The organism is Acinetobacter legionensis (genome assembly GCF_048551735.1).
Lineage (GTDB): Bacteria > Pseudomonadota > Gammaproteobacteria > Pseudomonadales > Moraxellaceae > Acinetobacter.
In genome coordinates, this window is the sequence record NZ_JBIMBV010000010.1 from 37,694 (window position 1) to 63,983 (window position 26,290).

General features: G+C 36.5%; 24 protein-coding genes. 8 read left to right on the forward strand and 16 right to left on the reverse strand.

Annotation, left to right across the window (positions count from 1 at the left end; translation table 11 throughout):
• Positions 1-333: 333 nt before the first annotated feature.
• From ACG9ZL_RS10655 to aceR, 4 genes are all read right to left on the reverse strand, one after another.
• Positions 334-1,506: a benzoate/H(+) symporter BenE family transporter gene (locus ACG9ZL_RS10655; protein WP_419359970.1), complete on the reverse strand. Its 1,173-nt coding sequence runs from the start codon at positions 1,504-1,506 to the stop codon at positions 334-336.
• Between the two features lie 630 nt (positions 1,507-2,136).
• Positions 2,137-2,790 carry a leucine efflux protein LeuE gene (leuE, locus tag ACG9ZL_RS10660; RefSeq protein ID WP_336950755.1) on the reverse strand — a complete coding sequence of 218 codons (654 nt, stop codon included), beginning with the start codon at positions 2,788-2,790 and terminating at the stop codon, positions 2,137-2,139.
• A gap of 153 nt (positions 2,791-2,943) precedes the next feature.
• Positions 2,944-3,927, reverse strand: a complete 984-nt coding sequence (tal, locus tag ACG9ZL_RS10665) for a transaldolase (RefSeq protein WP_336950756.1) — start codon at positions 3,925-3,927, stop codon at positions 2,944-2,946.
• Between the two features lie 88 nt (positions 3,928-4,015).
• Positions 4,016-4,906: an HTH-type transcriptional regulator AceR gene (gene aceR / locus ACG9ZL_RS10670; protein ID WP_419359972.1), complete on the reverse strand. Its 891-nt coding sequence runs from the start codon at positions 4,904-4,906 to the stop codon at positions 4,016-4,018.
• Between the two features lie 147 nt (positions 4,907-5,053).
• Between aceR and aceI the strand changes: the two genes are divergently transcribed.
• The 6 genes from aceI to ACG9ZL_RS10700 all read left to right on the forward strand — a co-directional run bounded on the left by aceI (position 5,054) and on the right by ACG9ZL_RS10700 (position 13,191).
• Positions 5,054-5,479 (forward strand): chlorhexidine efflux PACE transporter AceI, encoded by a 426-nt coding sequence (aceI, locus tag ACG9ZL_RS10675; protein WP_004822192.1) that lies wholly within the window; start codon positions 5,054-5,056, stop codon positions 5,477-5,479.
• Between the two features lie 580 nt (positions 5,480-6,059).
• Positions 6,060-8,129, forward strand: coding sequence for a hypothetical protein (locus tag ACG9ZL_RS10680; protein ID WP_419359974.1), 2,070 nt, complete (start codon positions 6,060-6,062; stop codon positions 8,127-8,129).
• Between the two features lie 131 nt (positions 8,130-8,260).
• Entirely contained in the window at positions 8,261-9,976 is a 1,716-nt protein-coding gene (locus ACG9ZL_RS10685) for a DEAD/DEAH box helicase (protein ID WP_004822190.1), read from the forward strand.
• 23 nt (positions 9,977-9,999) lie between these two features.
• Positions 10,000-10,413 carry a hypothetical protein gene (locus ACG9ZL_RS10690; RefSeq protein ID WP_262086329.1) on the forward strand — a complete coding sequence of 138 codons (414 nt, stop codon included), beginning with the start codon at positions 10,000-10,002 and terminating at the stop codon, positions 10,411-10,413.
• A gap of 397 nt (positions 10,414-10,810) precedes the next feature.
• The gene (locus tag ACG9ZL_RS10695; RefSeq protein ID WP_419359976.1) at positions 10,811-12,265 is read left to right on the forward strand and encodes a SulP family inorganic anion transporter; all 1,455 of its coding nucleotides are present in this window, start codon (positions 10,811-10,813) and stop codon (positions 12,263-12,265) included.
• Positions 12,266-12,807: 542 nt separating this feature from the next.
• Positions 12,808-13,191, forward strand: a complete 384-nt coding sequence (locus tag ACG9ZL_RS10700) for a 5-carboxymethyl-2-hydroxymuconate Delta-isomerase (RefSeq protein ID WP_419359978.1) — start codon at positions 12,808-12,810, stop codon at positions 13,189-13,191.
• Positions 13,192-13,228: 37 nt separating this feature from the next.
• On the opposite strand, the gene ACG9ZL_RS10705 is transcribed toward ACG9ZL_RS10700, so the two are convergent.
• From ACG9ZL_RS10705 to ACG9ZL_RS10720, 4 genes are all read right to left on the reverse strand, one after another.
• Positions 13,229-13,846, reverse strand: coding sequence for a DUF4240 domain-containing protein (locus tag ACG9ZL_RS10705; RefSeq protein WP_419327342.1), 618 nt, complete (start codon positions 13,844-13,846; stop codon positions 13,229-13,231).
• 63 nt (positions 13,847-13,909) lie between these two features.
• Positions 13,910-14,776, reverse strand: coding sequence for a hydroxyethylthiazole kinase (thiM, locus tag ACG9ZL_RS10710; RefSeq protein ID WP_419327341.1), 867 nt, complete (start codon positions 14,774-14,776; stop codon positions 13,910-13,912).
• A 9-nt stretch (positions 14,777-14,785) separates the two neighbouring features.
• A complete protein-coding gene (locus tag ACG9ZL_RS10715; protein ID WP_336950764.1) occupies positions 14,786-15,940 on the reverse strand; it encodes a hypothetical protein in 1,155 nt (384 codons plus the stop codon).
• Positions 15,941-16,492: 552 nt separating this feature from the next.
• Positions 16,493-16,756 (reverse strand): hypothetical protein, encoded by a 264-nt coding sequence (locus tag ACG9ZL_RS10720; RefSeq protein WP_419359980.1) that lies wholly within the window; start codon positions 16,754-16,756, stop codon positions 16,493-16,495.
• A 1,438-nt stretch (positions 16,757-18,194) separates the two neighbouring features.
• Between ACG9ZL_RS10720 and ACG9ZL_RS10725 the strand changes: the two genes are divergently transcribed.
• On the forward strand, positions 18,195-18,860 hold the full coding sequence (locus ACG9ZL_RS10725) for a YccT family protein (RefSeq protein ID WP_419327339.1): 666 nt from the start codon (positions 18,195-18,197) through the stop codon (positions 18,858-18,860).
• A 469-nt stretch (positions 18,861-19,329) separates the two neighbouring features.
• The gene (locus ACG9ZL_RS10730; protein ID WP_336950767.1) at positions 19,330-19,887 is read left to right on the forward strand and encodes a GNAT family N-acetyltransferase; all 558 of its coding nucleotides are present in this window, start codon (positions 19,330-19,332) and stop codon (positions 19,885-19,887) included.
• Between the two features lie 47 nt (positions 19,888-19,934).
• Here the strand turns inward: ACG9ZL_RS10730 and ACG9ZL_RS10735 are convergent, their stop codons facing one another.
• The 8 genes from ACG9ZL_RS10735 to ACG9ZL_RS10770 form a co-directional block, all read right to left on the reverse strand.
• Entirely contained in the window at positions 19,935-20,231 is a 297-nt protein-coding gene (locus ACG9ZL_RS10735; protein WP_336950768.1) for a cyd operon YbgE family protein, read from the reverse strand.
• A gap of 3 nt (positions 20,232-20,234) precedes the next feature.
• Positions 20,235-20,336 carry a cytochrome bd-I oxidase subunit CydX gene (cydX, locus tag ACG9ZL_RS10740; RefSeq protein ID WP_002120988.1) on the reverse strand — a complete coding sequence of 34 codons (102 nt, stop codon included), beginning with the start codon at positions 20,334-20,336 and terminating at the stop codon, positions 20,235-20,237.
• 30 nt (positions 20,337-20,366) lie between these two features.
• The gene (cydB, locus tag ACG9ZL_RS10745; RefSeq protein ID WP_004719675.1) at positions 20,367-21,512 is read right to left on the reverse strand and encodes a cytochrome d ubiquinol oxidase subunit II; all 1,146 of its coding nucleotides are present in this window, start codon (positions 21,510-21,512) and stop codon (positions 20,367-20,369) included.
• Complete coding sequence (locus tag ACG9ZL_RS10750) at positions 21,509-23,095, reverse strand: cytochrome ubiquinol oxidase subunit I (protein WP_004719676.1); 1,587 nt, start codon at positions 23,093-23,095, stop codon at positions 21,509-21,511. The genes cydB and ACG9ZL_RS10750 overlap by 4 nt, the downstream gene beginning before the upstream one ends.
• Positions 23,095-23,286 (reverse strand): cytochrome oxidase putative small subunit CydP, encoded by a 192-nt coding sequence (gene cydP / locus ACG9ZL_RS10755; RefSeq protein WP_004719678.1) that lies wholly within the window; start codon positions 23,284-23,286, stop codon positions 23,095-23,097. Before cydP ends, ACG9ZL_RS10750 begins: the two co-directional genes overlap by 1 nt.
• A gap of 796 nt (positions 23,287-24,082) precedes the next feature.
• Positions 24,083-24,697, reverse strand: coding sequence for an OB-fold-containig protein (locus ACG9ZL_RS10760; protein ID WP_336950769.1), 615 nt, complete (start codon positions 24,695-24,697; stop codon positions 24,083-24,085).
• Between the two features lie 14 nt (positions 24,698-24,711).
• The gene (locus tag ACG9ZL_RS10765) at positions 24,712-25,023 is read right to left on the reverse strand and encodes a Rieske (2Fe-2S) protein (RefSeq protein WP_162242519.1); all 312 of its coding nucleotides are present in this window, start codon (positions 25,021-25,023) and stop codon (positions 24,712-24,714) included.
• Between the two features lie 18 nt (positions 25,024-25,041).
• Positions 25,042-26,046, reverse strand: a complete 1,005-nt coding sequence (locus ACG9ZL_RS10770; protein ID WP_336950770.1) for an adenosine kinase — start codon at positions 26,044-26,046, stop codon at positions 25,042-25,044.
• Between the last annotated feature and the right edge of the window lie 244 nt (positions 26,047-26,290).

Here is a 26,290-nt window from a genome sequence, read left to right on the forward strand (position 1 = left end):
TATTGAATGAATTGTGATCGATGATTTATTGTTTTTTTATCTTTAAAAATGATATTGTTATCAATTTATTTAATAGAAATGTGACTATTTCTGGGGATATTTCCGTTTAAGAAATATCCAATAAGTGTTTTTAAGTATTGGTTTAAATATTAACCAATCGCTAAGATGGCTTCCAGATTCTCGCTGTAGTTTCTATTGTTGTTCCAAGCTTTCTAGCTTACCCATCCTAGGGTAAGCTTTTTTTTGTCTATCGCTTCTCGATTTGCTTTGATTCGACAATTGAAAATTTAAAATAAGATGAATGAGCCTCCATTCATCTTATTGATCAAAATGCTATTTTTTAAGTTTAAAGTTTAAAATAAACGAAACAGCGAATCCAAATAGGAGTCCCCAAAAAGCGGAACCAATCCCAAAAAACTGAACACCTGATGCACTGAATAAAAAGGTGAGCAGTGCGGCTTCACGATCTTTGACTTCATGAAATGCAATCGCAATATTATGGCTAATCGTACCAAACAAGGCGATCCCCGCTAATGCCACAATAAAAAGATGTGGAAAAGACATCAATAGACTTGTCAATGTTGCCGCAAATAGCCCCATCAAAATATAAAAGAAACCACAGCTCATGCCAGCAATATAGCGCTTCGCAGGGTCTGGGTGAACTTGGTCATCCAGACTGACTGCAGCACTGATTGCAGCAATATTCACGGTATAACAGCCAAATGGTGCAAGCAAAGTCTGCGCTGTACCTGTCCAACCAATAAGTTGGTTAACATGGGGTTTATAGCCATAACTTTTAATCATCGCAATCCCTGGTAAATACTGAGATGCCATATTGATTACAAATAAAGGCAGTGCCAATCCGAGAATTGCAGACCATGTGAACTCAGGTGTCATCCATACTGGTTTTGCCAATCCCCACTGTAAGGCTGGAACATGAAACTCCATAAAAAATGGACAAATGATAATTCCTGCGATCACGGTAATCACAATACAATAACGAGCCCATAGCCGTTTAGTGACGATATAAACCGTCAAAAGGCTGAGAATAAATGCCCAGTCGTTTTGCATACTGGCAAATAGAGCAATACCAAACTTGAGTAATACACCTGCCAGCATGGCACTGGTCAAACTCTGAGGAATATACGAAATAATTTTTTCAAATATGCCTAAAAAGCCTAGTGTGGCGGTCAGTAAACCACTCACTAAGAAAGCACCAATGGCTTCATAGAGTGAGTAGCCGCTGGCAGTGGCAATGATGAGTGCAAGTGCAGCGGTTGACCATGAGGTGGCAACAGGATATTTGAATTTCCAAGAAAGAATTAATCCTGAAAGACCTATACCTAAACCGAGTGCCCAAAACCAAGAGGTAATTTGTTCAGGGTTTGCGCCAAGTAATTGAGCTGCTTGTATGACGAGTACAGCCGAAACACTGATACCAATTAAAAAGGTAATGAAACCTGCAAATACAGCAGGTATAGAGAAGTCTTGGAGTAACTTTTGCATGATCCCTTGCTTTTAAATTTGATTGAATGGTTGAAAATGCAACCATCATACAGGGATCATTTTAAAGCTTATAGGGTTAATTGGAATTAAATATAAAAAGTAAATATAAAACTGATTAGATTATCATTATGGGAGAATATGGCTTTTTTAATCTAGAACTATCTTAGTTGAAAACAATGTATAGTCAAACCACCTAATTATTCATATAAGTGATTTGCACCAATTCATTTTTGATACTTTTGAATTATAGTTGGTGATCCTACTGTGGGGCGACATGGATGTCGCCGTTGGGCGGGGGTACAGGACATAGCCTTCGCCCAGCAAAAGATTTTTGTCCCTTTTTATCTCTAAAAAGGGAGGCATCGCCAACGCAAAGGTATTTAAACGTTGAATGTAAGCTGTGGTATTACAAGCTTTTATAATCAAAAAAGTCTTTCCATGTAATTGATTTAATTAAAAAATAATTAATTGAGAGAAGTTGTATTCTTGTGTCTGATTTTTTTGACAGGTTGACTATAGATTACCCATTGATAAAGATTAGATATTGCCTTGAATAGAAAGCGCAGTTTATCCAAAAGAACGATTCAAAAAAGAATGTTTTAATTGGGAGATTTATTTAACTAAATCAGGTTACATTGTTGAAACAGCAAGCTTTATTCCAAAAGCACAGAACAGTAAACCTACACAGGCAACACAACCTGCAGCAATTTTGTAGCGTGTATTGAAAAAAGTGGCGAGCTTAACGCCTGAGAAGATCAAGATCGTCAAATAACTCATACTGATGATTTGCAGAATCACAGAAAGTGCCGCAAAGCTTAAAGCGGGGTAAGGGTAATCGGGATCAACAAACTGAACAAAGAACGAGAGATAAAATAAAATTGCTTTTGGGTTGAGTAAGCTAATGGTTAGCGCTGTTCGAAATGGATGGAATTGTTCGTGAGTTGCAGTATTGGATGTATTTGTTTGCAGCGTTTGTGGTTTGTTTTGCCAAGTTTTGATACTTGCGATCAGTAAACGAATACCGAGATAAGACAAATAGCTTGCGCCTACAACTTTGAGAATGATAAATAACCAGGGAAAGGCGTGTAGTAAAGAGGCAGCACCTAAAACAGTACAGAGAATCAGAATTAAATCTCCTGTAAATACGCCTAAAGCACCGATATAGCCCGTTTTAATTCCAAATCGAGAGGCAATTGACATGACATACAATGAGTTGGGACCGGGTAAAATGACGATAAAAATAGTCCCTAGTATATATGTCACTATATCGGTAATACCAAACACAACATTCTCACTGTATAAATAAGAAAAGCGAAATAAAAAAGCCGAGTGGTTATGATAACAAACTCGGCTTTAGAGTGTGAGCGATTTTAGTGCAATTTTACCCAAAAGCGCATCTACAATTTAGATTTATATAAATCATTCTAAATACATAGATTAGTCAATAAAATCAGCATCTAGACCAAAAGATTGGCGCAATAATAATGCAAGTTGTTCACGCGCTTTGATAAAACCGTCAATCCCGCTTTGCAATAATTGGAATGCCATTAAATCAGCTTCCAATTGTTGTTTAAATTCAGCTTTAGAGATCTCTTGATGTTCTTGAGCAGTCTGTTCAGTGTCTAAGCTAAGTTGAGAAACCACATGACGTTGATCATTTTTCAATTTTTCTAGCAGACCCGGTGCAACGGTTAAAAGGTCGCAACCTGCTAAACCTAAAACTTGGTCAATGCTACGGAAGCTTGCGCCCATCACTTCAGTTTTGATTTGATGTTGCTTGTAGTAATGATAAATTTGTTTAACAGACAATACGCCTGGATCTTTCTCAATTGGATAGCTCTCTACATTTTCAGCTTTTTTAAACCAATCTAAAATACGACCGACAAATGGAGAAATCAAAGTAACCCTTGCATCTGCACATGCTTTGGCTTGATGTAAACCAAAAAGTAGCGTTAAGTTACAATGAATGCCTTCTGCTTCTAGCACTTTTGCTGCTTGAATACCTTCCCATGTAGAGGCAATCTTGATCAGAATACGATCTTGGTCTATCCCATATTCTTTATACAACGCAAGTAGCTCTTTGGCTTTGGCAATGGTTTCTTCGGTATTATAGGAAAGGGCTGCATCCACTTCTGTTGAGACACGACCTTCTACAATATTTAAAATTTCGACACCCAGTTTGACGGTGAGAATATCGATGGTGCGTTCAACGAGTGCATCTAATTCATAACCTTCTTTTTTTGCTTGAGCATAGGCATCTTCAATCAGCTCACGACTTTCAGGCTGTTGTGCTGCTGCTGTAATGAGTGACGGGTTAGTCGTTGCATCCAAAGGGCGAAATTGTTGAATTGCGTTTAAATCACCTGTATCAGCAACGATAGTGGTTAAGCGTTTTAATTGATCTAATGCAGATTGTGTCATTACCGATTATTTCTTAGTTAAAATATTTGTGATTTATTTATAACACAATGCGATTTGAGCAAAAGAGGAAAATGTACTGAAAGGCCTATTATTTTGTATGAATTCTTTGATTTCGAATGTGATTAATCAAAAAACGAGCAGCTGAGCCTAAATTGCTCTCACGACTCCAGACTAAGTCCACAAAATATTCAAATTTTGGTGTGAAATCGAGCAAATCCAAGATTTTTAACTTATGTTTAAGCTCAGGATTTTCATTAAACATTTCTAAGGGAAGTACTCCCCAACCCAGTTCTTTTAAAATTAAAGCACATGCTGAGTGGTGATTGTCCGTCCGCCAATAGTTTTTAGAATAAAGCAGTTCAGGTTTAATGGTTCGATCACGACTTGCCACGACAATTTGTCTGGATTGTAGGATTTGTTCAAAAGTAACTTGTTTATGTGCTGATAATGGATGATGAATAGCTGAAACAGGAACCAAGGCTTCTTTTTTAAATTCGACAAATTGCTCACGGCTTTCAAGTATTTCACGTTCAAACATCAATGCCAGTTGTGCAGTCTGATTCATCAGCATTTTCAGCGCATCTTCTTGTGGTGCTGAGAAGATATTAATTTCTAAAGTTGGAAAATGCTCTCCCAACAGTGCAATGTATTCAGCCCAGTCTGTATGCAGTAATTCAGAAACCACCACGATATTTAATGAGGATTCCAAGCCTTCGCTAAGTGCAATCGCTTGTTGTTTCCACTGATTCATTTCTACTAGCAGTTGTTCAGTTTTTTCATATAAGCGTTGGGCTTGAGGAGTAGGGATTGGTTCACGTCCCACACGATTAAAGAGTTTTAGATTTAAGTCTATTTCCAAGTTGGCGATAGACATACTGACAGCGGAGGGGACTTTGCCAAGCTGTCGGGCTGCTGCTGAAAATGAACCTATTTCCATCACCGTTTTAAAGATGGTGAGTTGTTCTTGGTTAATATTCATGCGCTTGGCACCATTCTGTTTAATTCTTCAATCATTAAATTTACTCCAATTCATACAACCTTTCAATAAAATTGAAAGAACCTGACTCGATTGATCAATATTATAAAAATATAATGCATCCATCGAATCAAAAAAGAGTAGTTTTAAATGATGATTTCCAAAAGAAGGGTTATTCATGCATTAAGCTATGAAGTCATCCTGTTGGTGATCATAGCGATTGCATTAAGTTTTATTTTTGAAGTGCCAATGGAAGTTACTGGTGTATTAGGTGTTGCGATGGCCGTGACTTCAGTGGTTTGGAATATGGTGTTTAACCATTTCTTTGAACAATTTGAACGTAAGAGAAAACTTAAACGTACCATTGGTGTACGTATTTTACATGCCATTGGTTTTGAGGGTGGTTTGATGTTAGCCACGATTCCAATGGTTGCTTACGCAATGGATATGTCTTTGTGGCAAGCAATTTTATTGGATTTTGGAATGACCACCTGTATTTTGGTGTATACCTTTATTTTCCAATGGTGCTATGACTTGATTGAAGAGCGTATGGGGGCAAAGCCTGTACATTCTTAATTAAGCCTGCAACACATTTTAAATTTTAGTGAAAATTTCAAATGTGTTGCGATAGAGATCCCCTTAGTTTTTTTGAAAAGTAAGGGGATCTTTTTTATAAAAATTTAATTGAATAAATAACATATAATTAAAATAGATTTTAAATAATGAATAAAGAATGGATAAATTAGAATCAATAAAGATAAAACCCGTTACACGATCACAGCTCAGTTTAAACAAACTTTTGCAAAAGATAATTGGAATTCAATTTGTTTTGTAAAATTGTTCGCCTACAATAGGGTCTGTTAACATTTCATAAATGGCTTGCGTTGTAGGCTAAAATTGAGCAGGCAAGGCATGAAACGAAGAGAATAGCGAGACTATTTTCGAGTTTCATAACACAGACTGAGATAATTTTAACCATAACCCTTTGGGACTAGAGTTTTTTTGTCGCTACGTCGTTACGAACTACTCATTTAGCTGACTAAATTTCGTATTTCGTGCCTCGAATCGTCTAAAAAAACTCGTTGTCGCAAACATAGAAGAAGTGTCAACAGACCCTAATAAATTCAATATATGTAAGAGATGGATTGAGGCAAATATGGTGCAGACAGTTCAGGAGCAGCTGCCAGATAGACACCAGCTTGCTGCTCAAGAATTACTTCAGGTTTCAGCAAATTTAAATAAGATTTATCTTGATCAATTTGACTATTTGTCCGAGATTACTGCGCACAACTTTTTCCAGTTTGATCCACAGCAGCATAAATTCAGTCTGGCAAATCAGTTACTCAATATCTACTTTGATGAAGAAAAGGGTTTAATTTTTGATTTAAATTTTGAAAAGTTACCGCGTTGTTTAGAAAATAAAATCAATATCAATCGTTTTGTTCAATATTTCTCAGAAAATATTTATTTTTATACAACAAAATATCATGAGATACATCCAACTGATTTAAAGACCAAAGCCCAAATCATCCGCCAAACGCTGATTGAGCAGGTTTTTGAGTGGGTGGATGGTGAAAATCGGGTAGAGCAGTATTTATATAATATTAGTGAAGCAGATGCAGAGCGTATTGATCAAATTTTGCTGCACTATGAATATTTTGATTATGCCTATGTTTCTGATTTTGCCAAATATGGTAAAGCGATTCCTTTAAGTGTTGAAATTAACATTAAGCATTTAGTGCTGATTAATTCTGTATTGGGTCAAGAGTTTTTACCGATTCAGTCATTGGTACCCAAATTTCAACAGGCCATTTTTTCTTTAGATCAGTTTATTCCAGCGCATTATTTGCGTATTTTAAAGATTTTTCACCCAGAATCATTACGCTTAAAAGAACTCAGCCAGTATTTTGCAAGTTATCAATTGCTGGCGGTACATGCTCAACAACAACCGCAAATGCTTGCTTATGCAAAATATATGAAACGCGGTTTTTGGCAATATCAGGATTTATTGAGCAAGCAGCACTTTTTACAAAAAGATGCTGAATATTGGGAACAGGATCAAGTTCCACAAATTCCAATTTGTAGTCTTAAGCGCACTGCAAATTGGCTATTTAAACAAGATGAACAGGTCAATGATTGGATTAGCCGAAATATAAAGGACCCCAATGTCCGTATCACAATCACAGCATTAAGTTTGATTGATACTTCAAAGATTTATCCTGAAGTCACTGTAAGTGTTTTAAAGTATTTTAAAAATATTGCAGCACGGCTATTTTTAATTGAATGCCATTCCTTTGCAATTACAAATGAATGGCAAAAAAACCCAAAGAACAATCGTTATAGTTTTTTAAAAACAGAGATTGAAAATAAATCGAATAAGAAAACGATTTCTCATTCTTATTTATATATCGAAGAATGGTTGGATTTTGCTGCGTTGATGTTGGCAGATCAACCGCAGATGTATAAAAAAATATACCTTAAGATAAATCGAATCATTCAAGCATTTATGCTGTTTGTACAACACATTGCTCAGGGCTTGCCCAAACAACTGATTAAATTTATTGATCCGCAACGACAACAACATGCTGAATTCTTTATTCAGTTGCAAAAGCAAAATATAACAGTCGATGATTTTCGTAAAAAACTGAAACACATGCAGATCGGTCGTGCATCTAACCCTAGTATATACGACAGCTTTGTTTTGGACTATGTGATGCATTTATTTAATGATCATCACGATATAGAGCGAAATGTCACTTGGTCTGGTCTATATCAGCAAGCACAGCGTTGGCATCAACATCATTATTTTGTTGATACCTTATCGACACTTAAAGAAAAAATAGATGTAGATCATTGGGATCGCGTTGCACCAATGCAAAAGATTTATTTTGATGAGTGGTGCTATGAGGAACTGAATAGCCTAAAACGAATTATTCAAGAGTCGTTGGTGTTTAAACACTGTTTGGCATTGTCCTATTGTGCGCGGATTGTAGATCGAGAATATGTAGCATTTCATGTATCGAAAGTTGATGATGCGACGCAGGAAATGACTTTGGGTTGTTATTATAAATTAGGACGTTTGGTCTTTGATCAATTGCGTTTACCCAATAATCTTATTCCTGATGAGTTCTATATATTGAAAGCTCAAGCTTTTATTGATGATGTAAATCAGCATTTAAAATGGAAAAGCAGTATTCAACCCAATGAAGAATTGGGAAACTTATAGTTTGACGCAGATCATTTTTAAGTGGGCTGCTTGGCTTTAATTCACTTTTCGTGATGCATTTGGCTTAACTTTTTATACAAAAATCGTTAGGCTATAGCCGTCCCATCCTGTTTAGGTAATTCAAGGCTGTTATGAAACAAGAAACTGCACTCAAACTTATGAAAGCGGGTGAAAATGTCTTTTTGACTGGATCTGCTGGTGCAGGAAAAACCTATACGCTTAATCAGTACATCAATTATTTAAAAGCACGCAAAGTCCCTGTTGCAATTACAGCATCTACGGGGATTGCAGCAACACATATGAATGGTATGACGATTCATACTTGGGCAGGTATTGGGATCAAAGATACGCTGACTGATGATGATTTGAAGCGTATGAAAGAGCGTAAATACTTAAAAGAGCATTTAGAAAATGCCCAAGTCTTGATCATTGATGAAATTTCAATGTTACATGCCAAACAGCTAAATTTAGTCAATCAAGTTTTAAAATATTTTAAAGAATCTGATGATGCTTTCGGTGGAATTCAAGTGATTGCAGCCGGAGATTTTTTCCAGTTGCCACCTGTAGGTAAAAACAGCGAACTAAATCGAGATAAATTTTGTTTTATGTCAACCGCTTGGGTTGAAGCAAAATTTCGTGTTTGCTACCTGACAGAGCAGCATCGTCAAGATGATTCGGCATTGAATGACGTACTCAATGCGATTCGTGCCCAGAATATTCAGCCACAGCATATTCAAGCGCTACAAGATACCCGTAATCAAGACATTGGTGATACCTACACGCGTTTATATACCCACAATATGGACGTGGATAGCATCAACTTTCAGCATCTCAATGCGATTGAAGGGGATGATCATCAATTTGTAGCGGTGACAGATGGTAATGAAAAGCTGATCGAAACATTGAAATCTTCTGTACGTGCACCTGATGAGTTGACGCTTAAAAAGCATGCCAAAGTTATGTTCGTTAAAAATAACTTCGATATGGGCTATATCAACGGTAGTTTAGGTGAAGTTATTGGTTTTGAAGAAGACGATGAACTAGGAATGTTGCCTAAAGTCAAAATGACCGATGGTACAACCTTATTGGTTGCGCCAGAAACGTGGTCTGTTGACAATGAAGGTGGTAAAACCATCGCCAGTCTACAACAAGTGCCATTACGGTTAGCTTGGGCGATTACTATTCATAAATCACAAGGGATGACCTTGGAAGCCGCGGAAATCAACTTAAGCCATACCTTTGAAAAAGGTCAGGGTTATGTGGCTTTATCCCGGCTTAAATCGATTCAGGGTTTAAGATTGTTAGGTTTTAATGATCAGGCGTTGGAACTGGATAGTCTTGCAATTAAAGCAGATCGCCGTTTTCAAGAGTTATCCAATGAAGCTGAAGTGCATTATGCAGATTCAGACTTAACCACACAGCACAATGCCTTTATTCGTCATTGTGGCGGGACGTTAAATACCACTGAAATTGAACGTAATGAAAAGAAGCTGGCGCGTAATAGTGGTAAAACCAATTATGCTTCGGCAACACTTGATGAAACACGTGAATTGTTTGAAAGTGGCTATGAGATTCAGGATATTGCGGTTGAACGTGGATTAACTCCTGCGACGATTATCAATCATTTGGCTCGTTTACATCGAGAGCAAGGTTTAGATATCTCGATTGCAAATCCTGGTGAAGAAGTTGTAGAAAAAATTCGTGTGATCTATAAAAAATTGAAGAAACGTCAAGATCCAAGTCATTTTAATGATGATGGTGCGATTAAATTGCGTCCAATCGTTGATTTAACCAGTCCCAAAATGGGCTATGATCAGGTACGTTTGGCATTGTTATTTGTTGAGTGATAGATGTTTTTAGTGATGAATTAATGGCTAAATTTGAGAAAAAGTTATTAAGTCCACGTTTAGCTATTTTGTCTAAATGCAAATATTCTAATAGTTATAATCTCAGCTTTCAGTTGTGCCCATTTTATTATGCGCATGAATTGATAGATTCAAATATTTCTTTTGAAGGGTTGGAGCTACCATCTCCATTTTTAAAAGATTTGCTTGGGTTGACGTTGGTTTTTGATGAAAATGAATGTGATGCATTTAATGGGTGTTTTACCATTAAAAGTATCCATAATCCTGTCGATTTATACCAATTGGCATTTATTGAAAGTCGTGACGGTTATCTAAAAGTGATTGCGAAAATCAAGATCGATTTTGAGTTTGAGCAATTTGATGATTTTGAAAATCTAGAATTGGTGATCAATGCTACTGTTGCATCTCAGATCTTATGATTCAATCGTTTTAAGTGAAAAAGAATGCATTAACACAGATGTTTATTGATGATTTTGTTAAGGTCTATCAATAGAATACAATAGATGTCGTGCTTTGAATGAGATAAAGAACCATAAAGCGCCCTAGTCCAGAAATGTTTCATCTCATGGTTATTCTTATTCTAAAATTAAAGTGAATTTCAGCATCGTATAGCTGTGTAGTAAATTTGGATGCTATACTCGCACTTTAACTTCCTTCAAAACCAGTGCTTTTTTATGACACTTACGCCACCTTAAGTTTATTTACCTCTTCTAATTTGTAAATAACTCATCACTGTCTAGTGATGTGGTGTAGTCGTTTGTGTGTCGTATATCACATCACTAGCCTATCAAAAAATCAAAAAAATAGGCGCTATTTATGTTATCTAATATCCGAGAACAATGGTTCTCTAACATCCGTGGGGATGTGCTTGCTGGACTTGTTGTGGGGCTTGCACTCATCCCCGAAGCTATTGCTTTTTCAATTATTGCTGGTGTAGATCCAAAAGTGGGTTTATATGCATCATTTTGTATCGCCGTCGTGATTTCGTTTGTTGGAGGGCGTCCAGCAATGATTTCGGCAGCAACAGGCGCTATGGCATTGCTTATGGTCACTTTAGTAAAAGAGCATGGCCTTGAATATTTACTTGCTGCAACAATTTTAACGGGTGTGATTCAAATATTTGCAGGCTATTTGAAGTTAGCGAAGTTAATGCGGTTTGTTTCTAAATCTGTAGTGATTGGCTTTGTGAATGCTTTAGCTATCTTAATTTTTATGGCTCAGTTGCCTGAATTTGTGAATGTGACGTGGCATGTTTATGCTTTGGTTGCATTAGGTTTGGTAATCATTTATTTATTTCCGCTCATTCCAAAATTAGGAAAAATACTGCCTTCACCGCTTGTGTGTATTATTGCAATTACGATATTGGCAATGAGTCTTGGATTTGATGTGCGAACAGTTGGGGATATGGGGGCTTTGCCTGATACGCTTCCAATATTTTTACTTCCAGACATCCCTTTGAATGTTGAAACATTGAAAATTATCTTGCCGTATTCATTCGCATTAGCGGCAGTTGGTTTACTTGAATCTATGATGACAGCGACGATCGTGGATGAAATGACTGATACACCAAGTGATAAATATCAGGAATGCAAAGGGCAAGGAATCGCGAATATTGCATCTGGTTTTATGGGAGGAATGGCGGGTTGCGCAATGATCGGTCAATCTATGATTAATGTGAAATCAGGCGGTTTTTCTCGCTTATCAACATTCTCAGCGGGTATTTTTCTTCTTATTCTTGTTGTATTTATTAGTGACTGGCTCAAAGTGATTCCGATGGCTGCATTGGTTGCTATAATGATTATGGTCTCTATTAGTACCTTTGAATGGCGTTCTCTAACTAGCTTTAAAGCAAATCCTAAAAGTAGTAATGCTGTGATGATCGTGACCGTCATAGTGGTCGTGGCTACTCATAACCTCGCATTAGGTGTACTCAGTGGCGTTTTGCTTTCAGCGCTATTTCTTGCCATTAAATTAGAAGATGATATTCAGGTGAAGTCTACTTTTGAAGGTTCAGCACGTTTATATGATTTAAGCGGTCAGATTTTCTTTAGCTCTTCTGAAAAATTTATGCAAAGTTTTTACTTCAATGAGAAAATTTCAGATGTCATTATTGATTTGACTCACTCCCATATTTGGGATGTCACATCTGTTGCGATGTTGGACTCTGTTGTAAGCAAATTTCGTAAGAATGGAATCAACGTCACAGTACGTGGTTTAAATGAAGCGAGTTCAATTATGATCGATAAGTATGGCACACATGCCAGAATTTAAATTAAGGAGACTCTATATTTATGTAGAGTCCCTAAAATCGGTATAATCTTAATTATGCAAGTGCTTCGTAATATGAATTAGCTAAGATTCATTTATGGGATATATGCCACAAATGCTAAAACTAAAATAAGCAAGAGAGAATGGTTTTAGCTTGTGGAATATTGATACAGCTGAAAAATATAATCAATGTAGTGTAAAAAAATAAAATGTTTGAAATAATTAAGATGCTAACTTAAGCCCAATGTCTAGCTTTTAAAAAAGATTCAAACTTAAAGTAATATTTACAGATTAAAATCAACGAAATATAGATTAGTATTTGATTTATCTCGAATTCCTTATCATTTAGAAAATTTAGTATTTGGAAGTAAATTTGTAGAGCTAAAAGTAAGCTAAAAAAATAACACCTCTACGACTTGCTTTTTCTTTTACCGTTCTCATAAATCTAAGCGCTAAAATGTTAATTTAGCGTTAATTTTACAGTTTTTTTATATGTTAATGCTATAATTCTTATCAATATCTAGTGCTTTCAAACGGTTAATACCATGCCACAAATGTTTATTGATTATTCTGACAATATTCAAAATTTAGATAAAAAGAAATTGATGTTGGGCTTAAATCATGCACTGTTCGATACAGGGTTAGTGGGGCAAGCACATGATATTAAATCCCGTATTCAATCAGTTTCGGATTATTTGATTGGCTTTGGGAATGAAAGTGGCGAGCAGAGTAAGCAGGCATTTATTTTTGTACGTTTACAAGGTCTAAGTGGTCGTACTGAACCACAAAAAGATTTAATGACTGAAAATTTATCGCAATTTTTACAGTCATTTGAAGATTATTCTGCACAGGGTTTAGAAATTCAGCTCTGTGTAGAGTTTGCTGAAATGCCACGAGAAATTTATAAAAAAGTTTTCGTGCAAAAATAATCAGATTGGGCTTAAAAGATAAGCCCCAATCTTTTACTTATTTATTTCTAAGTTCGCATATTGCTTTAACCAGTTTTGGATATCGTGCTTGTAACTCAACACCATTGAGTAAATCTCTTTCAATCTTGCCTGCTGCAAAATCATAGTGATGTTCTGGATGTTGTAAATATACTGCATCACGAATCTCAGACTCTTCTTCATTTTCATAATGAACGCTATATGCTTCATCAGCAACATAGAGTAGACCCTCAGCCCAAGTGTCGCCTATATCAAAACTATATTTTCTGCTAACAAAGTTTTGAATATCTTCTTGTATGTCATCAAAGAAATCCTTGCCTTTGAGGATTAACCAACATCTAAAATAAATAAAACCATCATCTGATAGATAAGCATCAAAATTGAAAATACCATCTTTTTCCGTAAATTCAGATTCTAGAATTGTCGAGAGTTCTGCGATTTCAGCGCTATAGAGTTGTGAGAGTTTGAGCTGAAGTGTTTTTTCAAAAATAATCAGTTGTTGTTTATCCAACTGAGATAAATATTGCACAAGATCTTGTAAATGCTGGTCAATATCATAGTCAGACCAGTGAGCATCTTTGTTGTGGTTCGACTGGTCTATTGCGTCCCAAAACAATTTTTCTTCTTGTAATGACATATGTGGTTTCATAATCGGTTTAAGCTTAATTTTAATGATTAAAAGCAAGTTTATATTTGTACTCTAAAGACTTAAGACTTCTATATCAGCATATTGCCAAATTTTATCCGCACTCATTTGATGTATTTCATCTAGAAATGCGACATTAAAGCTCCCAACAGATTGGGCTTTTTCAAAAGCTAATTTTCCTGCAATCGCAAAATGGATATGTGCAGAGACTGCTGCGATCGTGACTGTTGTGACCGCACTATACGCTGCAATTAATGCGCCTAAAGCGCAACCTGTTGCCGTAACTTTAGGCTGTAAAAAACTTCCGCCATTAACCTGAATCACGCTATTGAGCTGTTTAGAAAGAATAAAGTCAGATTCACCAGAAATTGCAACACATTCAGTATGGGTTAAAAGTGCTAAAGCTTGCAAATAGACTTCATTACTCGAAACAGTACTGTCTACACCTTTGGATTCAACCTGATTACCGGCAAGTGTACTGATCTCTGAAGCATTGCCACGAATAATACTCGGTTTAAGCAAAACCAATTGATCGACCATTTCACTGCGCCATTTGAGAAATGCACCATAACCAACAGGGTCGAGAACCCACGGTATATTTTTACTTGTTACAGTTTGTGCTGAAATCTGCATGGCCTGCATTTGTTCAGACGTAGGCGTTCCCACATTGATACTTAATGCTGCAGCAATAGACGCAAAGCTTTCAGCCTCAAATGGGTTATCAATCATTGCCGGTGAAGCCCCAGCAGCTAACAAGACGTTGGCAGCATAATTTGCTGCGACACTATTGGTAATACACTGGACTAAGGGCTGTTGAGTTTGCAACTCAGTCCAAGCATCCACAACTTTTTGTAAAATGACATCAGTGTGCGTATGAAGTTGATCCGTTTGAGAATGGGTAATATTTTCAGGATGATTCATAGATGCTCCTTACTGAGTAAAGTAGTGGTCTTGGTGTTTGCAACTGCGACAAAATAATGTCACATAATTTTGTGCATCGTACTCAACTGTCAATTCGTTTGAGCCACAATACATACAGCGCTTTTGTGAATAGAAATTTAACCGTGGTTCGATCTTTTTCCATGATTTCCACACAGGTTGAAAGAAGATACCTTCATCGTAGCCTAAAAACCGATAAAACAGTATTTCACTCATTCTACTCAATGGAATATTCGGTGGGCGTGGCAGGGTTGAGGTTTCCCATTTTTCTGCAATTGCACGTTCTCTATATTGTTGTACTGTTTTTTTGAGAATATTGGTATTTATAAAGTTTTCGTTACGAACTTGTAGCGCCTTTTTTTGATATAAATATTCAAGCGCAGTTTGAATAAGATAGAAAATTTGCCCAACGGCCAATGTGTCGAGTAGGTGATAACAGAAGATTTGGAAGTTTTTATTACCCGAAATCTGGATACCCCACGTGCGGCAATAATGTTGGGTAAACTGTACAATTTCTTGATACAGCACAACATAGAGTGCATTTTTCACTTCATCGGATGTTTTAAATGGGATACCTTGGCTTAGATTCTCATAGAACCAATGGCGTAGTTGTGTTGCAATACTAAACATACTCGGTTCAGAATAACCATCCAAACGAACGTTGATATAGTATTGGTGGGCATCATCGCTAAAATCTTTGGCGACAAAAACATTATCTTTAATCAGCTGATTGAGAAGTTGACTTTGAAAATAGTAATTGGGTGTAATGGGATGATATTTAATTACTTCCCAATCAATAAACTCTTGATGGTTGGTATTTTCATGCACCTGATTGTCTAAAATACTCAGTAAAAATAATTTATGTAAAAAACTGAGCTGGTCTAAACCTAATTCAAAGTTATCTTTTTTCTTTAGCTTACGGGTTTCTTGCAAGCGAGTTTCTTTAATCAGTTTACGCCGTTTGCTTTGACATGTTTCACAATGACAGTTACGTTGATTGTTTTGAAAAACTTGATGATTGCAATGGCTACATTGGTGAAAACTGACTTCTTTCTCAAATTCTTCAGCTTCAACATAATACATACTTGCCTGACAAAGCGGGCAAAATGTACTTTCATCCAGCTGTTTTTGCAGAATTTGAAGCATAGAGATAAATGTATAAATTATTAAGGACTTTTCATTATACACATCTATATAGATGAAAGCTGATTGCTTAAATTGAATGTTTTATAAAATATACATATTCGATCATGATTGAAGCCATTGTATTGTTATTCAATGATATTCAAAAAACTAAATCTCAACGATTCAATCCAGTTGAGTGCAAGTTTAGATGTTTCTAAATGAGATCATTTTTTAATCTTTCCCTCTGGTCCGTATGTAGAATGCTGTTATGGTATTTTCTTGCTCAAAGAACTTAAAATATTCAAAATGACCCGATTGAGAACCGTTATATTGGTCGCTTCGTTGCGTCAAAACATATTGACCATTCAGAATTATTGCAGGACAAATAGCGCAGTCTGACTTGTATTATCATTTTGAAAAGCAAATATTTATAATCCCATTGCAAAAGTAACGATGTGGGGCCTTGGAGAACTGAAGCTTGTATATGGTTTAAATGCGGTAAATAGAACGTATCTATTGATTCTATTTACCGATAAAAGGTGATTTAAACAATAATCCTAATGGTTATATGCCTTAGTAAGCAGCAGGACACGGTAATTCAGAATCCTCAAAATGCTCCATTTTAGCTTGAAGCAATGCCTTGGCTTTTTTAGCTGGAACTTTGTGCTGTCCTAGCATTTCATATTCCTTTAAAAGCGCAGTCACTTCACTGCTTTTTAAAGGAATGCCTTCGCAAGTCATAAACATCGCAATAACTTGATGATCTAACTTAGCTTTATCCAGCATTTGCATCGTTTTAATGTTTTCAACACGAACTATATGGTCTTTAAAAATCATGTTGCACCTCATTTTTTGTTGAGTATTTTTATTGTGCGATATACACGATATTAAACAAGCAAGAACTGTGCTCAAAATGTAGTCGCTTTGAAAAAAGTGTAATGTTTTGCATTGTGGCGGTTTAGGATTTATCGTGCACCTAAGGGTTGTTATAAGCCATTACCCTTGCCAATATGCAACTGATGGTTGGATTCCATGACACAAAGAATATCTTTTGTTTCCATTTATTCAGTACATTGAAACCATTACGTACAATCGCAATACGATGTTGCACATTGGCCAGATTGGTTGCGGTGAGTGTTGCTGGAATAATGAGATAGGGGTGAACATTAATTTAAATTTATTGATGCCCACAAGGATATCACCACGTAAGCCTAAATTTTTTAAACAGAGTGACACTATAAAATCGTTAAGTTTAGCAAAATCGCGTATTAATGACTTATCCCACATCGGTTGTAGGATTTTCTCTTGTTCATGAATACCAAAGCTGATGGTGTATTTTTAGCCATTTTTTTAAATTTTGATGAATAAATGCCTAATCGAAGTGTTTCTTCATCCGCAATTTTTGTAATTGAAACGCTTGTGTCAGGGTAGGTCTATAGCCAGTCAGATATTGTGCGCATCATAATGTTGATGCATGATACTGAGTCCACCAGTATCTGCCATAACATTGGCTTGTCCATTAAATTCATTCATCATTGGCTTGGGCAATGGTGGCCTTTAATGTCGGTACATTCATCCCTCTAATAATGATGTTTTGACTATTGGTGACATTTAAAGAGGGGTCAAAGCATTAGACAATGAGGAGTTTGATTCATAGGTAGAACGGACCTTATTGACTAAAAAACACTCAGATTTGACCAGAAGAATTTTAGGTTATATGACTGAGTGCATCGTAATACATCAAAATAAAGGCATTGGTTGCTAGCACTATTTTTTATTTTGATTAGTGATGACTATATGTATTTATAGCTAATTGCCTAACTGTGGCCAATTTTGCTACGGGTATTTTTTTGAGCGTTGTACAGGGTTAGCTTGAGTGGCGTAACCGGTTGCTACTATATATAGTTTGTGTGGCATAAGCTACGACAAACAGCTGTAATAATAATGATATATCTCGTTATTATTGCTTTAAATCAGGATATGGTTTTCTTATTCATGGGGAACATCCTTTTAATTTGTTTTTAGAGTTATGCTTATTCTGAATGTGTGCTATTCAAAGGATCTAGTTTTAGATAAGAAGAAATAATTTTAAAATGTGATTTCAGGACAAGCAGATGAATGATTTTATTCCAGTAAATGAGAAATTATGTGATAAGTAAAATGAAAATATTTTCATTATAAAAATTAGAACAAATCACCATTGTCATAAAACTGTCATCACGACATTGCATAGTGCAATAAATTTTACATATTTTTGACATAAGAGTAGAGCAATATGGCATTTAAATACGGCGTTGCTGCATTAGCTTTAATGCTAAGCGGATCAGTTTTTGCAGCAGTCACCTTATCTGCGCCAGAAGAAATTGTAGTATTGGCGGTGAACGATCAAGAAGTGAATTCAGGTTTAATCCGTAAAAAGAATGAATATAAAGTCGATGCAGGTCAAGTTGCAGTAAGTGTTCGTTACCAGCAATATTTTGAACATTTAAATGGTGAACACGATATTTTAAAATCGGGTGTAGTCACAGTGACAGCGCCAGATTTAAAAGATGGTCAAACTTATAAAATTGCTTTAGTGAATCCGCCTCAGCGTTTTGAAGATGCAAAAAAGTATTCAGAACAACCAACGATTGCGATTTATGACAATAAAAATCGCCTCGTGGTACAACAGACTGGTGTAAATACTGAAGCGAAGCCTTGGTTAGGTTCTGGGTTATTTGGCAAAGTGATTGATTTAACTTCAAGTAAGAAAGCGCCAGTAAATCAACCAGCGGCTGTATATGCAACAACGACAAGCCAGTCACCAGCAGCAACCACAGTTACTAAGACCACTCAAGCCTTAAGTGATGCCAATCCAGCAGATCGCCAATTGATTCAAATCTGGCAAAATGCAAGTAAGGCGGAACGTCAGAAGTTTATGACTTGGTTAGCTGAGCAATAATTTTGAGTACATGTGAAAGACCATTTCGATGGTCTTTTTTTGTATTTAACTGAATAATACAATTTTATAAAAGTTAGTTTATAGTTCTGTGGAGTTTGCACTTCCCCATCTTTTCTTGAAAATTTAAATATCTTTGTGTAGGCAATGTCTCACTTTTGTAGGGAAATACCAATCTTGTGCTACAAACAAAACTGTACTTTGTTTTGCGTTTGTTTGGCGAGGGGGGACGTGCAATACCCCCGCATTTTCACAGATAATGGGCGACATTGATGTCGCCACATGATAGACACACCAGATATGATTAAATAGTGCAAAAGCATAAATGGTTTGATTGATATAATATTCATCATCTTGATGATTATAAATTATTTTATGGGTAAGACGGAATGGAGTGAGAATAAGGCTTTTCTCGCTACCATTTTCGTTTTATAAAGTACTTTACTCAGCTTTAATATGACAGAAATAAAACTTGATAAAATATCAACTTAATTTTAGAACAGTACGAATATCTGACATTACACATTTAGTTGATCTGATTAATTCTGCCTATCGGCAGCAAGAAGGTCGTAGTTGGACAAGTGAATCAGAAATTGTCGCGGGTGATCGTATCAATGCCAAGCAATTAGAACAAGCATTGACTCAGGATAATTTTCAGTTATTTGTTGCTGAATTGGAGGAGCAAATTGTCGCATGTATTGGTCTGACTTTTACCCAGCATGATGTGGAAATCGGCACATTTTGTATTGCAGCTCAATTACAGAATCAAGGTATTGGCAAATACGTTTTAGATTTTGCTGAACGGTATGTGCATGACAAAGTTCTATCCAACCCTTGCCATTTTACGCATTTCGTTATGTGGGTTTTAAGTGTACGTTATGAATTGATTGCTTATTATCAGCGCCGTGGCTATGTTCAAACGGGTGAAGTGGCGGATTATCCTTTAACTGCAAATGTAGGCCTACCTATTGTAGATTTGCATTTAATCGAAATGAGAAAGAGTGTTAAAAGTAGCGTTTCATCTAATTAAAATAAAACCCTAAATAAATCAGGGTTTTATTGTTTCAAATTTTGGATTTAGCTCAAGAACCAAGTGTAATAGCCCCATAGCATGAGTGGCCATGCAACATAGGGGCTAAATAACCATTTCCATAACCAAAACTGTGGTAGAAATCCTACCCCATGTATAAAGCCACCTGAAATACCAATCATCACCATCATGAGCGCACTATGGTTATAATGACCATTGGCATCAAGCATTGCGCCAGGGTGAATCAATAATACCGCAGCAAGAGGCAATGCCATCAAAAACGAAATGGCCATTGCAAACTTATTCGGCTTTCTTTCTTTTGTTGTCATTGCGATCTCTGTCATGGTTTATTCCTCATCCAAATCTTGATGATGTTCAATATAGAGTGCGCTTAACACACCTGCAAAACACGCCATCAAGATCCCAAGAATCCAAGCGAAATACCACATAAATATTCTCCTATTTGCTTAGACACAGCCTTAGTACAGGCTGTGTGAGTTATCTTGAACATGTTTGTTGGTGATAACGCCCCACATCTTGTAATAACACCATGTGGTATAGATTAAAATAATTGGCACAAATATAGAAGCAACCACAGTCATTACTGTTAATGTATTCTTACTCGAAACCGCATCCCACATGGTTAAACTTACAGTTGGGTTGATACTCGATGGCATTAAGAATGGGAATAGTGCAAAACCAGCAGTTAAAATTGAACCAGTCACTGCTAAGGTAGAACCTGTAAAGCTCACGCCAGCTTTGTTTTTACCAGCACCAAAGATAATCAGGATTGCACCAAGGATTGCAGAAATAGGTGCAAGCATGGTGATCGGGTAAATTGAATAGTTATTCATCCAACCATGGTTACCCGTTGTTAATACTTCTTTCGCAAGCGGATTAGCAACAGCATTGGTATTAAATGGTTGTACCAAAGTATATCCTTCGATGCCACCAAAATATAACCAAGCACCAACGCCCAAGAAGGTAACTAAGAAGAGAATGCCCATCAATTGTGTGGCTTTAGCAGAACGTTGACGTAATACACCATCTGTACGCAGCATTAACCATGCGCCACCATGTGCACACAGCATCGACAAGCTTACTATACCGCAAACCAAGGCAAATGGATTGAGTAGGGCAAAGAAGCTACCTGTATAAGTTGAACGTACAGTCTCATCTAAAGTAAACGGTACGCCTAAGAACATATTACCAAATGCAACACCGAAAACCAGCGCAGGTACAGCTCCACCGATACATAAGCCCCAATCCCAAGAATTACGCCATTGAGTATTTTGAAGTTTAGAGCGATAGTCAAAGCCAACAGGTCTAAGGAAGAGTGCAAATAAGACCAGCAAGAGCGCCCAGTACATACCTGAGAAGGCCGTTGCATAAACCATAGGCCAAGCAGCAAATAGTGCACCACCCGCAGTCACGAACCAAACTTGGTTGCCTTCCCAATGCGGTGCAATGGTATTGATTGCTGCACGGCGTTCATCATCAGTTTTACCTACAAATGGCATGAGTGCCATTGAGCCCATATCGAAACCATCTGTCAGGGCAAAGCCAATCAGTAGAACACCGACTAAAACCCACCAGATAATTTTGAGAAGTTCATATTCGATCATGATTGATTCTCCCCAGTTTGAGCTTGCTGAGCTTCAAGTTTCTCGAAGTGATATTTGCCTGTATGTAAAGAACTTGGTCCTAAACGTGAGAATTTGATCATTAAATACATTTCAATAATCAATAACACCGTATAGAACGCGGCTAATGCAATGATTGATCCCCATACATCGCCAGTGCTTAAACTTGATGCAGACAGATGTGTAGGCAACACTTCACCAATGGTCCATGGTTGACGACCGCCTTCAGCCACATACCAACCTGTTTGTGCTGCAATCCAAGGTAATGGCAGTGCAAACAATGCAAATTTAAGTAACCACGGTTTATTTTCTGCATTACGTTTTGCCACAGCAAATGTTGCAAGAATAAACAGGAGTAGCATCAAGAAACCAGAAGCGACCATTGCACGGAAAGAGAAGAACAATGCGGTTACATTTGGAATCGTATCTTTTGTTGCTGCTTGAATATGTGCTTCAGAAGCATCCGTTACATTTTCAGTATACTTTTTGAGAAGTAAGCCATAACCTAAATCTTTTTGGTTTTCTTTGAACGATGCCATAAGTTCAGGCGAACGGTCACCAGCACGAAGTTTTTCGAGTTCGCTATATGCGACCATACCATTACGGATACGGGCCTCATGCTGAACCATCAAATCTTTAAGACCTGTGACTTCTTTATCGAGTGAACGTGTGGCAATAATACCCATTGCATACGGGATTTTTATAGCGTAGTCAGTACGTTGTTCTTCCTGATTTGGAATACCAAATAAAGTAAATGGCGCAGGCGCAGGATGTGTTTCCCACTCAGACTCAATTGCTGCCAACTTAGTTTTTTGAACGTCACCAAGCTCATAACCAGATTCGTCACCTAGTAAGATTACTGAAAGTGTAGATGCTAAACCAAAGATTGCAGCGATGGCGAAAGAGCGACGCGCAAATGGTAAATCACGTTTTTTTAATAAGTAATAACTCGAAATGGCAAGAACAAAGATTGCACCAGTCACATAACCTGCAGACACCGTATGAACAAATTTCACTTGAGCAACTGGGTTAAAAATCAAAGCACCAAAATCGACAAGTTCCATACGCATGGTTTCAAAATTAAATTCTGAACCGACAGGATTTTGCATCCAACCATTGGCAACTAAAATCCATAATGCGGATAAATTCGAACCCAGCGCAACTAGCCATGTCACACTTAAATGTTGAACTTTTGAAAGGCGATCCCAGCCAAAGAAGAATAAACCAATAAAAGTTGATTCTAGAAAGAATGCCATCAATCCTTCAATGGCAAGTGGCGCACCAAAAATATCACCCACATAGTGAGAGTAGTACGCCCAGTTTGTACCAAACTGGAATTCCATCGTCAGACCAGTGGTTACACCTAAAGCAAAGTTAATACCAAAAAGTTTGCCCCAGAATTTGGTCATGTCTTTATAAATTTCTTTACCAGAAATCACATAAGTGGTTTCCATAATGGCAAGAATAAAAGCCAGACCTAGAGTAAGTGGTACAAATATAAAGTGATACATCGCGGTCATTGCAAATTGGAACCGCGAAAGATCGACCACGCTTTCAGAAATCATCAACGTGTCTCCTTGATTTGGGAAGGACTGCCAGCAATACGCTCAGCAACTTGGTTATCAAAATCTTTAGGAATAGTCGGAGCATCAAACCAGATATGTTTGATCGTCATTAGAAGAGCAATCTTAATTATTAATATGACTGCAATTTCTCTGACAAGCCGACGGTTTAAATCGTTAGGTTTTAAGCTCATGCGTTAAGCCTATTATTTAAATATGCTTATATTATTAAACAAAACGCAACAAGAAATAAATAGATAAAACAGTTAAAATAAAAATATATTATTAAATTTATATTAAACAAGTAGTTAAAAATTTACTTTGTTAAAAAATATACTAAATTTTATTGATTTTAAAGTTGATCAAAACACTTAGAATTAATAAAAATAAAACCAACTAGAATGGTATTGTTTAGATTTTATTAAACCAACTAAATTAGTTTGATTTAGTTTTTTCTTTAAAAATTAATCTGATTAAAAGAGTTGGTTTTAAATTTTTATAATTGTGCTGTAAAATAAATCAACCACTTGAATTCTTACACAAGTACGATTTTATGTTTTAGTAAATAATAGACCTTTTACTAGAATTTTACTTAAAGTAAGAGCCCCATTGGCTCATGTAAAAGATGAAAGAGTAAAATATCGGATTGTGGTTTCATGTTTATTCTAAAGAGTAAATTCTAATTTTTGCGATGTCGTAAATTAGGGGGGATGTTATGCAATATTTAGTGGGTTATAAAGTGGAGCTATCAGTGTGAAGGGTGGTTTTCATCTCGTAGAACATGTTTAAATTTAGCTATAGATCTCTGAAATTATTGCTGATTAAGTTTAGTTTTCGCTTAGACTATTGCATTAAATTCTGCTTCATTTCTTGATGTAAAGTTATTATTTTATTAAAGTTTATGGGGGAGAACAAGATATAAAAATATAGTGAGTAATTGTACTAATACGTCGCACAAAAGAATGTTGACTTAAATGAACAAATTATGAATTAATATTGGTCTGAACTAAATAGATGATTTGAAATTGAAATCTTCTTCGCAATATAATGGGATTTTCTAAAACGTATTAAGATAATTTGAGATTGAAATTCTAATTCACCAAATTCTGGTTCGACTTGGATATAGTGAAGCTGTCCATTTTCATCACGTACTCGTGCTTGAGCTGAAAAACCTGGGCGTGCATTACCACTAGAAACAGTAGCTAATCGTCCAAGCAAGTCAACTTGATTCAATGCAACTTTAGGTTTTATCACCTGATCCAAACAATGAATCATAAACACGGTAAAGAAGATTGCAATCACCAATGCGGGTAAAACCACATAATACCAAGCGGCAAAAACTTGTTTGCTGGCAAAGATAGATAGCTGTAAAAAATAGCCTGCAAAACTAAAATTCAATAATAAAAAAACGAAAATAAGAACTTTGGAAAATTTAACTTGTAGTAAGGGGGATTCGATGAGCCAATCTGGTGAAATTTTTTTCAGAAAGGTACTTGGCCGTAAGCCGATATAGTAGCCAAAAGTTTCTGCCATACTCAGCAGAATTAAAGCCAAGACACTGAGGTGAAAGGGCATTAATTCATGTTCAAATAAAAATCCAAGCATGGCAGTTTCCAATCTTATTCGTCCTCGATGTAAATACCACCATCTGAATGGACTGAAATATTTACTTTTTCAAGTTTATCACCCAGACATGGTCCTGAAATACATTCACCTGTTTCAACTTCAAACAAAGCACCATGTGTAGAGCATTGAATATATTCGCCATCTTGGTCTAAAAACTGATTTTCAAGAAATTCTAACTCAGTTTGTAGGTGTGGGCAGACGTTTTGATAGGCATAAAATGCACCATCACGTTGAGTGATAAAAATTGTATCACCTGTCATTGTGTCAAACGCACGTGCCTTACGCTCTTCAATTTCATCGGTCATTGCAATTTTTTCAGACATTTATGCACATTCCTTTTTGAACGTTTCGAGTAGATTTGCGTATTCTGCAACGTCTAGACGTGGCCCAAATTTAGACACCACTTCACTAGAAATAAGAATAGCAAGTTGTGCCGCAGTTTGTAAATTTTCACCATTATTTAAAGCATATAAGAAAGCACCTGAGAATGCATCACCAGCGCCATTTGCATCGACTGCATTTACTTTACGACCTTGAACATAAAAATGTTGTTTTTGATCTGCGACCAATGCACCTTTTTCACTCAAGGTGATGACCACATCAGTACTTAGCATTTTTAACTTATTGAGCGCAGCTTCTACAGAGTCAGTTTCTGTATACATCATAGCTTCTTGTTCATTACAGAAAATTAGATCTACACCATCATCGATTAATTCATTTAAACCTTGACGTGCATATTGCACCATAGCTGGGTCTGATAGAGTTAATGCGATTTTAACCTTGTGATCACGTGCAATTTGACGTGCTTGATTTACTGCAGCTCGTGCTGAATCACTTGTAGACAAATAACCTTCGATATATAACCATTGTGCTGTCTTTAAAGGTTCAAAATCCATTTGTAGATCTGAAAGCTCAGCAGTAATACCGAGATAAGTCTGCATCGTGCGTTCTGAGTCCCCACTGACTAAAACCATACAGGTGCCCGTAACGCCTTCACTGATGGATTTTTTAGAAGTTTTGATGCCTGCTTCATTTAAACCATCGAGATAAATTGTGCCTAGATCATCATTTCCAACACGACAGGCATAAAATGCTGAAGAACCTAATGCACTAAATGCCACTGTTGTATTGGCAGCTGAACCACCAGATGCTTGACCTTTATAATTTTGGCTAGCTTTTAAATTATTGTATAGCTGAGTTTGGGACTCACCATCTGCGAGTTGCATGGTGCCTTTTTGCAAATTTTGTTCAGCTAAAAAGTGATCTGATACTTTAAATTCTTGGTCAATGAGCGCGTTACCAATTGCAAAAAGGTCAACTGTAGCCATGTTCTTCATCACATCAATGTTAAAAACATAAAGTTTACACGAATGCTCAGCTTTACAGTAGTTTGTTGAAAAAAATTCAATTACATTTGTCAAATATGGTTTGTTGGAGTTTTATAATCTGCTTGTGTGCTGAACAAAACTGTTTTTGAGATGATTTTTGCTTCATTTAAGCCATTGTTTTTATCAATGTGCGTGATTAAATTAGATTGCTAGGTTAGGTTTTGTTTGGAAATAAACATAGGCA

Excerpts from the sequence above, each read along its gene's own strand:
- ACG9ZL_RS10655 (WP_419359970.1), bottom strand. The coding sequence starts at position 1,506 with ATGCAAAAGTTACTCCAAGACTTCTCTATACCTGCTGTATTTGCAGGT.
- tal (WP_336950756.1), bottom strand. The coding sequence starts at position 3,927 with ATGACACAATCTGCATTAGATCAATTAAAACGCTTAACCACTATCGTT.
- aceR (WP_419359972.1), bottom strand. The coding sequence starts at position 4,906 with ATGAATATTAACCAAGAACAACTCACCATCTTTAAAACGGTGATGGAA.
- aceI (WP_004822192.1), top strand. The coding sequence starts at position 5,054 with ATGATGATTTCCAAAAGAAGGGTTATTCATGCATTAAGCTATGAAGTC.
- ACG9ZL_RS10680 (WP_419359974.1), top strand. The coding sequence starts at position 6,060 with ATGGTGCAGACAGTTCAGGAGCAGCTGCCAGATAGACACCAGCTTGCT.
- ACG9ZL_RS10685 (WP_004822190.1), top strand. The coding sequence starts at position 8,261 with ATGAAACAAGAAACTGCACTCAAACTTATGAAAGCGGGTGAAAATGTC.
- ACG9ZL_RS10690 (WP_262086329.1), top strand. The coding sequence starts at position 10,000 with ATGGCTAAATTTGAGAAAAAGTTATTAAGTCCACGTTTAGCTATTTTG.
- ACG9ZL_RS10695 (WP_419359976.1), top strand. The coding sequence starts at position 10,811 with ATGTTATCTAATATCCGAGAACAATGGTTCTCTAACATCCGTGGGGAT.
- ACG9ZL_RS10700 (WP_419359978.1), top strand. The coding sequence starts at position 12,808 with ATGCCACAAATGTTTATTGATTATTCTGACAATATTCAAAATTTAGAT.
- ACG9ZL_RS10705 (WP_419327342.1), bottom strand. The coding sequence starts at position 13,846 with ATGTCATTACAAGAAGAAAAATTGTTTTGGGACGCAATAGACCAGTCG.
- thiM (WP_419327341.1), bottom strand. The coding sequence starts at position 14,776 with ATGAATCATCCTGAAAATATTACCCATTCTCAAACGGATCAACTTCAT.
- ACG9ZL_RS10715 (WP_336950764.1), bottom strand. The coding sequence starts at position 15,940 with ATGCTTCAAATTCTGCAAAAACAGCTGGATGAAAGTACATTTTGCCCG.
- ACG9ZL_RS10720 (WP_419359980.1), bottom strand. The coding sequence starts at position 16,756 with ATGATTTTTAAAGACCATATAGTTCGTGTTGAAAACATTAAAACGATG.
- ACG9ZL_RS10725 (WP_419327339.1), top strand. The coding sequence starts at position 18,195 with ATGGCATTTAAATACGGCGTTGCTGCATTAGCTTTAATGCTAAGCGGA.
- ACG9ZL_RS10735 (WP_336950768.1), bottom strand. The coding sequence starts at position 20,231 with ATGACAGAGATCGCAATGACAACAAAAGAAAGAAAGCCGAATAAGTTT.
- cydX (WP_002120988.1), bottom strand. The coding sequence starts at position 20,336 with ATGTGGTATTTCGCTTGGATTCTTGGGATCTTGATGGCGTGTTTTGCA.
- cydB (WP_004719675.1), bottom strand. The coding sequence starts at position 21,512 with ATGATCGAATATGAACTTCTCAAAATTATCTGGTGGGTTTTAGTCGGT.
- ACG9ZL_RS10750 (WP_004719676.1), bottom strand. The coding sequence starts at position 23,095 with ATGATTTCTGAAAGCGTGGTCGATCTTTCGCGGTTCCAATTTGCAATG.
- cydP (WP_004719678.1), bottom strand. The coding sequence starts at position 23,286 with ATGAGCTTAAAACCTAACGATTTAAACCGTCGGCTTGTCAGAGAAATT.
- ACG9ZL_RS10760 (WP_336950769.1), bottom strand. The coding sequence starts at position 24,697 with ATGCTTGGATTTTTATTTGAACATGAATTAATGCCCTTTCACCTCAGT.
- ACG9ZL_RS10765 (WP_162242519.1), bottom strand. The coding sequence starts at position 25,023 with ATGACCGATGAAATTGAAGAGCGTAAGGCACGTGCGTTTGACACAATG.
- ACG9ZL_RS10770 (WP_336950770.1), bottom strand. The coding sequence starts at position 26,046 with ATGGCTACAGTTGACCTTTTTGCAATTGGTAACGCGCTCATTGACCAA.